This is a genomic window from Flavobacterium xueshanense, from assembly GCF_900112975.1.
Lineage (GTDB): Bacteria > Bacteroidota > Bacteroidia > Flavobacteriales > Flavobacteriaceae > Flavobacterium > Flavobacterium xueshanense.
In genome coordinates, this window is the sequence record NZ_FONQ01000023.1 from 25,246 (window position 1) to 36,079 (window position 10,834).

General features: G+C 33.5%; 12 protein-coding genes. 4 read left to right on the top strand and 8 right to left on the bottom strand.

Features of this window, described 5'->3' with window-relative positions:
* The first annotated feature begins 137 nt into the window (after nucleotides 1-137).
* Nucleotides 138-2,003 carry an alpha-amylase family protein gene (locus tag BMZ76_RS15145; RefSeq protein WP_091208980.1) on the top strand — a complete coding sequence of 622 codons (1,866 nt, stop codon included), beginning with the start codon at nucleotides 138-140 and terminating at the stop codon, nucleotides 2,001-2,003.
* Between the two features lie 86 nt (nucleotides 2,004-2,089).
* Here BMZ76_RS15145 and BMZ76_RS15150 read toward each other — a convergent pair whose 3' ends face one another.
* The 7 genes from BMZ76_RS15150 to rsfS form a co-directional block, all read right to left on the bottom strand.
* Nucleotides 2,090-2,863 (bottom strand): superoxide dismutase, encoded by a 774-nt coding sequence (locus tag BMZ76_RS15150; protein ID WP_091208983.1) that lies wholly within the window; start codon nucleotides 2,861-2,863, stop codon nucleotides 2,090-2,092.
* A 7-nt stretch (nucleotides 2,864-2,870) separates the two neighbouring features.
* A complete protein-coding gene (locus BMZ76_RS15155; RefSeq protein ID WP_091208986.1) occupies nucleotides 2,871-3,140 on the bottom strand; it encodes an acyl-CoA-binding protein in 270 nt (89 codons plus the stop codon).
* A complete protein-coding gene (locus BMZ76_RS15160) occupies nucleotides 3,140-3,793 on the bottom strand; it encodes a phosphatidylserine decarboxylase family protein (protein ID WP_091208990.1) in 654 nt (217 codons plus the stop codon). Before BMZ76_RS15160 ends, BMZ76_RS15155 begins: the two co-directional genes overlap by 1 nt.
* Complete coding sequence (locus BMZ76_RS15165; protein ID WP_091208993.1) at nucleotides 3,783-4,673, bottom strand: phosphatidate cytidylyltransferase; 891 nt, start codon at nucleotides 4,671-4,673, stop codon at nucleotides 3,783-3,785. The genes BMZ76_RS15160 and BMZ76_RS15165 overlap by 11 nt, the downstream gene beginning before the upstream one ends.
* Before the next feature lies 1 nt (nucleotide 4,674).
* The gene (locus tag BMZ76_RS15170) at nucleotides 4,675-5,277 is read right to left on the bottom strand and encodes an LUD domain-containing protein (protein WP_091208996.1); all 603 of its coding nucleotides are present in this window, start codon (nucleotides 5,275-5,277) and stop codon (nucleotides 4,675-4,677) included.
* Nucleotides 5,278-5,393: 116 nt separating this feature from the next.
* A complete protein-coding gene (ftsH, locus tag BMZ76_RS15175; protein WP_091209001.1) occupies nucleotides 5,394-7,319 on the bottom strand; it encodes an ATP-dependent zinc metalloprotease FtsH in 1,926 nt (641 codons plus the stop codon).
* Between the two features lie 18 nt (nucleotides 7,320-7,337).
* A complete protein-coding gene (gene rsfS / locus BMZ76_RS15180; protein ID WP_091209004.1) occupies nucleotides 7,338-7,709 on the bottom strand; it encodes a ribosome silencing factor in 372 nt (123 codons plus the stop codon).
* Between the two features lie 95 nt (nucleotides 7,710-7,804).
* Between rsfS and BMZ76_RS15185 the strand changes: the two genes are divergently transcribed.
* The gene (locus tag BMZ76_RS15185; RefSeq protein ID WP_091209007.1) at nucleotides 7,805-8,533 is read left to right on the top strand and encodes a biotin--[acetyl-CoA-carboxylase] ligase; all 729 of its coding nucleotides are present in this window, start codon (nucleotides 7,805-7,807) and stop codon (nucleotides 8,531-8,533) included.
* A gap of 406 nt (nucleotides 8,534-8,939) precedes the next feature.
* Nucleotides 8,940-9,497 carry a DUF4494 domain-containing protein gene (locus BMZ76_RS15190; RefSeq protein ID WP_091209012.1) on the top strand — a complete coding sequence of 186 codons (558 nt, stop codon included), beginning with the start codon at nucleotides 8,940-8,942 and terminating at the stop codon, nucleotides 9,495-9,497.
* A 114-nt stretch (nucleotides 9,498-9,611) separates the two neighbouring features.
* On the opposite strand, the gene BMZ76_RS15195 is transcribed toward BMZ76_RS15190, so the two are convergent.
* Complete coding sequence (locus BMZ76_RS15195) at nucleotides 9,612-10,124, bottom strand: GNAT family N-acetyltransferase (RefSeq protein ID WP_091209015.1); 513 nt, start codon at nucleotides 10,122-10,124, stop codon at nucleotides 9,612-9,614.
* 529 nt (nucleotides 10,125-10,653) lie between these two features.
* On the opposite strand from BMZ76_RS15195, the gene BMZ76_RS15200 reads away from it, so the two are divergent.
* A partial coding sequence (locus BMZ76_RS15200; RefSeq protein ID WP_143071109.1) for a helix-turn-helix domain-containing protein occupies nucleotides 10,654-10,834 on the top strand: 181 nt, incomplete at its 3' end.

Here is a 10,834-nt window from a genome sequence, read left to right on the forward strand (position 1 = left end):
TGTAGTTTATCCCAATGAGTATCGAATTATTTAATTTCAAACGATACCGACTTCTTTTATTCAAAAAATGTTAAATTTAAAAATTGATATTTAATTTGCTGTAAAAAGAATTGAAAGCAGCACAAATAATTAATAGGATGAAAAAAATAACTATTGTTGCGGGGATAAGCGCAGTGCTTTTGACAACAGCGTGTAAAACAAAAGATTTAAAAATGAATATAGAACAGCAAGATTCAGACTCTAATAAAAAAGAAGTTGTATATCAGGTTTTTACCCGATTATTTGGGAATCAAAACACTACTAACAAGCCTTGGGGAACCATTGAAGAAAATGGAGTAGGGAAGTTCAACGATTTTACAAATACGGCCTTAAAGGAAATAAAGGATTTGGGAGTTACTTATATTTGGTACACCGGTGTTCCGCATCATGCTTTGATACGGGATTATTCAGTTATTGGTATTACCAATGATGACCCGGAAGTAGTCAAAGGTCGCGCCGGTTCTCCTTATGCCGTAAAAGATTATTACAATGTAAACCCCGATTTAGCCGTAAACCCTGCTAATCGGTTACAAGAATTTGAAGCTTTGATTGCACGAACACACAAGGCGGGATTAAAGTTGATTATTGATATTGTTCCCAATCACATTGCCCGAAAGTACGAGGGAAAAAGCAATCCGGTTGGCGTTAGAGATTTTGGTGCTGATGATGACACAACTGTTGAATACAAAAGAGATAATAACTTCTATTATATTCCAAATACACGATTTGAAATACCCGATACGGATCGACCATTAAATGGAGAAAAGAATCCGTTAGTAGATGGTAAGTTTGAAGAGAGTCCAGCAAAATGGACTGGTAATGGTTCCCGAATGGCAAAACCAGACCGTAACGATTGGTATGAAACCATAAAAGTAAATTACGGAATTCGTCCGGATGGTTCCAAAGATTTTCCAGAACTTCCTGCTGGTTTTGATACCAAATCTTATCAGGAACATTTCGATTTTTGGAAAGGAAAAGACGTCCCGAATTCGTGGGACAAATTTAAAGACATTGCTTTGTATTGGAGTGCAAAAGGGGTTGATGGTTTTAGATTTGACATGGCCGAAATGGTGCCCTATGAATTTTGGAGTTATATGAATTCAGCCATTAAAGTAAATAATCCGGATGCTTTTTTATTAGCCGAAGTCTACAATCCTAAAGAATACAGGAATTACATCCATTTAGGTAAAATGGATTATTTGTATGATAAAGTGGAAACGTATGATAAATTGAAAGATATCATTCAAGGAAAAGCATTGCCTGATGGATTATCAGAAATACAAAACGGAATGGCAGATATTGAACATCACATGTTACATTTTCTCGACAATCATGATGAACAGCGTTTAGCCAGTGTGGAATTTGCGGGAACGCCACGAAAAGGAAAGCCTTTGATGGTGGTTTCTGCGACTGTAAGCTCTTCGCCTACAATGGTTTATTTTGGACAGGAAGTAGGAGAAGCAGGAAATGAAAATGCAGGATTTGGAACTCATTCCCGAACGTCAATTTTTGATTATATTGGAGTTCCGAATCACCAACGCTGGATGAACGGAGGAAAATTTGATGGCGGTCAATTAACACAAGATGAAAAAGAGTTGCGTGATTTTTATAAAAAATTGCTGAATTTCTCTTTGAATAGTTCGGCTTTAATGGGGAAATACCAAGAAATTCAAACGGTGAATCGCCAAACAACACAAGGATATGATTCGGGAATTTATGCATTCACACGCTGGTCTGATACTCAAAAACTAATAGTTATCACCAATTTTTCCTGGCTAACTGCCAGCAATTTTGAATTAAAAATCCCTTCTGATATCATTCAAAAATGGAATTTGAAAGACGGAAATTATACATTAACCGACCAATTATACAATAAAAGTTCTGTCCAGTTACAGGTTGTGAATGGTGAAGGAAAAGCACAAATTACAATTGCACCTTCGGAATCATTTATTTATCAATTATAAAAAAGAGATTTTTTGTACTGACAAAAAGATAAAAAAAATGCTGATATAAATTTACATCAGCATTTTTTTATTATTTAAACCGAAGGCTATTTCGTTACAGCGGCATCGTAATTCTCCTGAACTTTTCTCCAGTTGATTATGTTAAAAAAACCATCGATATAATTTTTTCTTCTGTATTGATAATCTAAGTAATAAGCGTGCTCCCAAACATCTAAACCTAATATTGGTGTTCCGGGAACAAGTGCATTTCGCATCAAAGGATTGTCTTGATTTGATGTATTAGTTACCTGAAGTTTTCCAGTTTTGTCTACTATAAGCCAAGCCCAACCTGAACCAAATTGTTTCGTTGCCTCGTCTTTAAACAATGAAGTAAAGTTTTCAAAGGAACCAAAATCTCTGGTTATTGCATCAGCCAATGCATTTGTTGGTTCACCTCCAGCTTTTGGAGCCATACATTTCCAGTACAATGAATGATTGTAAAAACCGCCAGCATTGTTACGAAGAGCAGCATCATTAGGATCTAATTGTGCCAAGACTTCCTCTATCGTCAGATTTTCTAATGGTGTTCCTAATACGGCTTTGTTCAAATTGTTTGTATAAGTCAGATAATGCTTGGAATAATGCATTTCTAAAGTGGTAGATGATATACTTGGTGCCAATGCATCGTAAGCATACGGTAACTTATCCAGTTGAAATGATCCTTCTTCAGCTTTTACATCATCAGGTGATCCCAAAGTAGGTTGTTGTTCCGTTGTGGATGGTAATGGTACTTCGACTACCTCTATTAATTTTTTATCGTTGCAGGATTGTAAAATCGTAAAGAGAAATAAAAAGGGACTTAAAAAATATAATTTTTTCATGAGTTGACTATTTTTTCAATAAAGAATCAATTATTTCGATGTATTGTTGTTTAGCCTCATCTGCGGTTAAATGGCTTATTTGCATCCACGCATTAGTTTTAAACGCATCTCTTAAATGGTAATAAGAAAGTTGTTTAAGATCTAAAGTTCCCAAAGTTGATTGTTTGTAAAAAGCATAAAGTCGCAATTGCACATCTTGAGGTAAAGATGCTTGCGTCATCTCAGAGGCTATTTCAACCGCTTTTAGAAATCGGGTATTTAAATCTTTTTCAATCATTACGCATTTGTCGCAATTATTGTTTTCCCTCCAATTGCTTTTTGATTCAATACAAGATTTATTGGTGTACCCAGAGGTAAAAAAATATCAACTCTTGAACCAAATTTTATAAATCCAGCATCAGTTCCCTGAATTACCTGCATTCCTTCTTCCGCGTAATTTACAATTCTCCTTGCTAATGCACCGGCAATTTGACGGTATAACACTTCACCAAAAGTTTTGTTTTCGATTACAATAGTTGTTCTTTCGTTTTCTTCACTTGCTTTTGGATGCCAAGCCACCAAGAATTTCCCAGGATGGTATTTGCTGAATTTTACGATTCCACTAAGTCCATAACGCGTTACATGTACGTTGATTGGCGACATGAAGATAGATATTTGCAAGCGCTTATCCTTAAAATATTCGCTTTCATATACTTCTTCAATAACCACAACTTTTCCGTCAACAGGAGCCAGAATGTGATTTTCATTGATCGCAACAGTTCTTTTTGGATTTCTGAAAAATTGCAAGATGATGATCAAAAGCAGCAACGCTGCTATTTGAATGGCCATTTTAAGCCAGTTGGTGTCTATGAAATTGTCAGACAATAAAAGGACAACAGCTGTGAAAATGGTGCCTAATAAAATAGATTGGGTTCCTTCTTTATGAAACATAGTTTAAAATTTGATAAAATAAAAATATAATCGGCGCTACAAATATAACACTATCTAAACGATCTAGTATGCCTCCATGACCAGGCATTATGCTTCCGCTATCTTTTACGCCCGCAATACGCTTGAATTTGGATTCAATTAAGTCGCCTATCGTACCGGCAATTCCAACAATTACGGCTATGGAAGTCCAGATGAGTATTGATTTTTCACTAAATTCAGGATTGGCTTTAATGTAATATTTGGATATTAAATACCCCGCTAAAACGGCAAAAAGTATTCCACCTAAAAACCCTTCGATAGTTTTTTTAGGCGATATTTTCTCAAATAATTTGGTTCGGCCTACAGATTTACCTACAATGTACGCAAAAGTATCGTTAGTCCAGATTAAGATAAATAACCCAATTATGATTTTAGGATTATAATCATTTATTCCAAAAGAAATTTTTGTGATAAATACAAAAGGTAGAATGATGTAGCCTAACAAATACAAGTATTTTGATGAAGTACTTATTATTTGAATGTTATCATAAAATAAAAAAAGGATGCATTTTATGGAGACTACCAAAGCAATTACCAATAAAATAAGATCTAACTGTTGTACGTTAATTGAAATTTCTAAATCAGTATTGAGAATATGATTTAAAGTGTCCGTAGTGATCGTGTTATAATGACTCACTAAAGTTATTACTGCGTACAAAGTTATGGCGAAAACAATTGGAAAAACTTTATGTATTTGAACTAAATTACAAAATTCATAAACTGTAATAATAAGAAATATACCAAAAAGGATAAAAAAGCTTTCAGTTGAATATAAAATTGAAGCAAGTAATAATATAATATAAACAGCTCCCGATATAGCTCGTTTTAAAGTTTCATTCATTTTAAAGATCTTCTAAAAGCAGTAAATAAAGATTTTTGGCTGAACTTCCGTATTGTGTGAAGTCTTCTTCTTTGGCTTTCTCGAAATATTTTATTGTAGTAATGTTGGTAGGGTAATCTCTTTCGTATTTCTTTTTTATGGCACTTAATCCGTCACTTTTGGCGCCTAGGATTTGGCTTGTTTTAGCTAAAACAATAATGTTTGCTGGTAATTCGTTTGGTTTATGTTGTTTGATTTGTTTAGATGAAAATAAGATAGAACCTTCATCTGCAATTAAATTTTCACAACTAGCAAGTAGAAATTTTGGATTAGCCGGTCTGTCATACACAAGTTTATTGTCATCGAGCATACTAAAAAGATTAGGGTCATAACATAAAGCTGCACTCTCAAAAAAGTCGTTTTCTTCTAATATATTTTCAAACTGTTCTTTTACTTCATTAGTATTTTCACAATACAGAAATTTACCTCCATTTTTTTTAAAATTAAAGATAAATTGTTCATCTATAGAAGTTGCGTTTTCACCATCGGATTTACTAAATTCACTTTCTTTATCCTCCTCAGATGGCGGATTAATAGAACCAAAAATTTTTCTAAAAAGACTCATATTTCTGTAAACTGCTATAATTTGTTATTTGAAGACGTCCAAAGATAAAAAAATCTTAATTCAAAAGTAGTTTTTGAATTAAGATTTTAAAAATAATTATATAATAATGTATTTTTCTAAGATACTACTTCTTCCAAATTTTTGTCAAAAGTTCTTTTTCCAAAAATAGCTTCTAAATCATCCTTGAATATCACTTCTTTTTCAATTAAGATATTTGCCAGTTGATTCAGTTTATCTTTGTTCTCTTCTAATATTTGAATGGCTCTTTGGTACTGGCTCTCAATAAGTAATGAAATTTCTTCATCAATAACTCTGGCTGTTTCCTCTGAATACGGTTTAGAAAAATTGTATTCACTTTGTCCGGTTGAATCATAATAGGTAACATTACCAATTTTTTCATTCAATCCGTAAATAGTTACCATTGCACGTGCTTGTTTGGTCACTTTTTCTAAATCACTCAAAGCACCAGTCGAAATTCTGTTAAAAGTTACTTTTTCAGCAGCTCTTCCACCCATTGTGGCACACATTTCGTCTAGCATTTGATCTGGACGAACAATTAATCGTTCTTCCGGTAAGTACCAAGCAGCACCTAAGCTTTGACCTCTAGGAACAATAGTTACTTTGATTAACGGAGCAGCATGTTCCAGCATCCAACTTACAGTTGCGTGACCTGCTTCATGTATTGCAATTGCTTTCTTTTCATCAGGTGTAACAATCTTATTTTTCTTTTCAAGACCACCAACAATTCTGTCTACAGCATCAAGAAAATCTTGTTTATCTACGGCAGTTTTGTTGTTTCTGGCAGCTATCAACGCAGCTTCGTTACACACATTTGCAATGTCAGCACCGGAAAAACCTGGAGTCTGTTTGGCTAAAAATTCAGTATCCAATCCTTCAATTTTTTTTAAAGGAGCAAGATGCACTTTAAAAATCTCAGCTCTTTCACGAATATCTGGTAAGTCTACAAAAATTTGTCTGTCAAAACGACCTGCACGCATTAAAGCTTTGTCTAAAACATCAGCTCTATTTGTTGCAGCCAAAACGATTACGTTAGAATTAGTTCCAAAACCGTCCATTTCTGTCAGTAATTGATTCAATGTATTTTCACGTTCGTCATTTCCGCCTGACATATTGCTTTTTCCTCTTGCTCTACCAACGGCGTCAATCTCGTCAATAAAAATAATTGCAGGAGATTTTTCTTTAGCTTGTTTAAACAAATCACGTACACGTGAAGCTCCAACACCAACAAACATTTCCACAAAATCAGAACCTGATAAAGAGAAAAATGGAACTTGAGCTTCGCCTGCTACGGCTTTTGCTAATAATGTTTTACCCGTTCCTGGAGGTCCCACTAGTAAAGCTCCTTTCGGGATTTTACCACCCAGATTAGTATATTTTTCAGGATTTTTAAGGAATTCTACAATTTCTTGTATTTCTTCTTTTGCACCTTCTAAACCAGCTACATCTTTAAAAGTAGTTTTGATATCTGTTTTTTCATCAAAAAGTTTAGCTTTTGATTTTCCAATATTGAAAATTTGTCCCCCACCGCCAGCACCACCGCCAGACATTTTTCTCATAATAAAGATCCAAACAGCGATAATGATTATGATCGGTAATAAGCTAATTAAAATATCCGACCAATTGTTTTTTGGTAAGAAATTAAAATCCTTTAATTTACCTTCTGCAACTGCTTTTTCCAGCTTGTTTTGAAATATTTGATCGTTACCGATATCAAAGGTATAATGAGGTCCTTTATTAGGTCTGTCAAAAACATCTTTAGAAACTTTCTTGTGCGCAGCATCTTTCATAGCTGCAGCGTTTAGAAAAACTTCTGCTTCAGTTTTGTTGTAAACAATAACTTTTTCAATTTGTCCTTTTTCTAAATAGTCATTAAACTTTGATGAAGTCAATTGCCCCGGTTCATTTAGACTTGAACCATTCGTTATAAAACTTATAAATAAGAAAATTAATAATATTGCAGCATAAATCAGCCAAGGGCTTACTTTAAACTTATTCGGATTTGGATTATTTTCTTTAGCCATTACTACGGATATATGTCTTTAGTATTTGTTTTCTATGGTTGTTATTTTAGCATCGCCCCATAAACTTTCGATGTTGTAATATTCTCTAATATGTTTTTGAAAAACGTGAACTACAATATTCACATAATCCATCAAAACCCATTCTGCATTGTCTGTTCCTTCAACATGCCAAGGCTTGTCTTTTAATTCTTTAGAAACTGTTTTTTGGATTGAGTTTACTATGGCGTTAACCTGCGTATTTGAATTTCCATTGCAAATAATAAAATAGTCGCAAACTGCGGTGTCTATTTCTCTTAAATCAAGGATAGTGATATCATTTCCTTTTACTTCTTCTATTCCCTTAATGATGTTCGCTAACAGGTCGTCATTATTTATAGTCTTTTTCGCCATGAATTATTTTTATATAAGTTTGTAAAGTTACCATTTTTTGTGATTATTTTTGAACCTTAACACAATATTAAATTCTGTTTCACAAAAAAACACATATGAAAGTAATCAAACTCGATGCCATAGATTCAACAAATGATTTCCTTAAAGGGCTATCGAGCAAACAAGAGCTTGAAAACTTCACGGTTGTTACAGCTGAAACTCAAACGAAAGGCAAAGGTCAAATGGGTGCTGTATGGGCTTCTGAGCCAAGTAAAAACTTAATAATGAGTATTTTGGTTAAGGATTTTTTATCCGATATTTGTCAGATTTTCGATCTGAATATAGCCGTTTCACTTGCGGTAATTAAGGTTTTAGAATCCAGCATGATTCCCAATCTAAGTATTAAATGGCCTAACGACATAATGTCATATAATAAAAAAATAGGTGGCATTTTGATAGAAAACAGTATCAAAAGTGACGGAACTATTATCTCCATTGTTGGTTTAGGACTCAATGTGAATCAAACTAATTTTGAAAACTTACCAAAAGCCTCTTCTTTGACTGTTATTTGTGGCAATGAATTCGATAAAGAAGCGCTTCTTCTTTCAATTAGAACTGCGATAAAAAAAAATATAGCTTTATGGCAGCAACATCCAATTATTTTATGGGATCAATACACTAATAATTTGTACAAAAAAGGATTACCAGTGGCTTTTTCGGATCAAAATGACAATAATTTTATGGGAATAATTCAAGGTGTTTCTGCTATTGGTAAACTCGAAGTTCTTCTCGAAGATGATAATATTTCAGAATTTGACATTAAGGAAATTCAAATGTTGTACTAGGCGCTAAATTACAATTCAATAAAAAACTGTAAGAGCATAGAAAAAGCCTCCAAAATTTTATAAATTTAGAATTAATTTTAACATTAAAAAGAAAGCCGTCTCAAAACATAATTTGAGAAGGTTTTTATTTATGTGTATATGATTCGATAAAAAGAGATGTCTGGACACAACGCAGTGATAATTTATTGACTTTCAATATATTGAAAATTTTTCAGTAGCAAATCTTCTAACCGCTTTTGATGCTGGAAGTGAAAGAATCGGATAGGAAGGTGTTTTTCGTTTCTAGTATTTTAAAACGAGAAATGTATTGACATTGCGCTGCATTTAAGATTGTGAATATCTATTTTGTGAATTATGATTTTTTTTTCCTTTTAAATCTATCTTTGGCATCCTTAAAAAAAAAGAGATGAGCACAATTTGGTACGAATGCAAAGTAAAATATAGAAAAACAGATGAAACTGGAGCACAAAAGATTACGACAGAACCGTACTTGGTAGATGCGTTATCTTACACAGAGGCAGAAAGCAGAATCAATGAAGAGATGTCGGCGTATATCAGTGAAGAATTTAAAATCACGAATATAAAAGTGGCCAATTATGCTGAAATTCATCCTTTCGAAAATGCAGATCGTTGGTTTCGATCTAAAGTTTCATTACTGGCTTATGACGAAGAAAGCGGCAAAGAACGCAAGACCAATATGTATTTATTAGTCCAAGCTAATGATGTCAAAGAAGCTTATGATAACACCATTAGCGTAATGAAAGGTACGATGGGAGACTATACCATACCTGCAATTTCGGAATCTCCAATTATGGATGTTTTTCCTTATTTCAGCGGTGAAGAAGGGGAACTGGAACAATTAGAAAGATTCAATGCGCTTAAAAGTTCTAAACCGGAAGTTGCAGTAGAAACAGTGGATCACATGGAATTTGAAGCGGTTACTGAAGAAGAAGCTGTAGTTTAGGACATTTTGTTTTTAAAAAAAAGCACCGCAAATTCGCAAATAAAAATAGTTACTGACTATTTTTATTTACGAATTTGCAGTTTTCAAATCCTAAGATTTTTATAATTTCAATCACTACTGTTTAACTAAGACTTTTTCGTATGCTTTTCTGGAACTTCCTCTAAAATATACCTCGCCACAATAGGTATAACCTGAACTTTCAAAAATTTTCATCATTGCGATGTTATCAAAATTGGTATCTGCTTTTATGCTATAAATGTTGTTGCAAACCGCAAAATCTTCGATGCGTTTGAGTATCATTTTAGCGAAGCCTTTACCCAAATACTTCTCCGAAATGGCGACGCGATGCACTACTATAAAATCGTCATTAGTCAGCCAGTTTCCTTCAATTTTCTCATAGGCAGGTTCGTCATTGATAAGTACTGCACTGTAACCGATGATCTTTGCTCCTTCAACCAAAACAAATCCTTCTCCTTTTTCAATATCTTTTTGTACGACTTCAGGATTTGGATAACCGTCTTGCCATTGGGTACTGCCATCTTCTTTTCTGCGTTGTATTGCTTGTTGTAAAATGGCCCATATCGAAGCTATTTCAGATAGTTCCGCTTTTCTAAAGTGATAATTCATTATTGTAATTTGAGTTTTTCAGTTATTGAGTGTGCTTTAAAATTACAAAACAAACTTCGAATTTTGGACAATCTGTATTATAGAATGCATTTATTTTTAAAAGAATATGTTAAGGTGCAGAAGTGTTTGTTGAATATGCTGCGCAAATGACTCTGACTTTGCGTAATTTTCCATATCTGTTAAATTAGTAGCTTCATATAAGTCTCTATTTTTTAAATATTTTTTTTAAAAGAACATGTTGTAGAATAGCAGCGTTTGTTGAGTATGCTGCGCAAATGTGTTTGACTTTGCGCTAATTAAAATAACCTTGAATGCTATACACATTTATAAGTCTCCAGACTTTTGTACTATTTCATTGCTGATTGTATTTTACAAAAGCATTCGAATCTAAAAACACTAGATTCAACTAATTAATGCAACTTTTAGGGGGGAGATAAAGACATTTTTTCAAAAGAAAGGACTTTTAAAAAGCCCTCTCTCTCGAATGGAATAAATGTTCTTTATTTGCTCCTGACCAAAGTTGTAAATAATGAGCCACTTAACCAGCGAACAAAGATACACAATCGGTGTATTATTAGATCAAAACTACAATAAAAGTGAAATAGCAATTCTTATAAATAAGGACAAATCTGTTATAACACGTGAATTAAAACGCAATTGCGATTTACGCAGTGGTAAATACAGTTCTGAATTAGCTCAGCGAAAATACG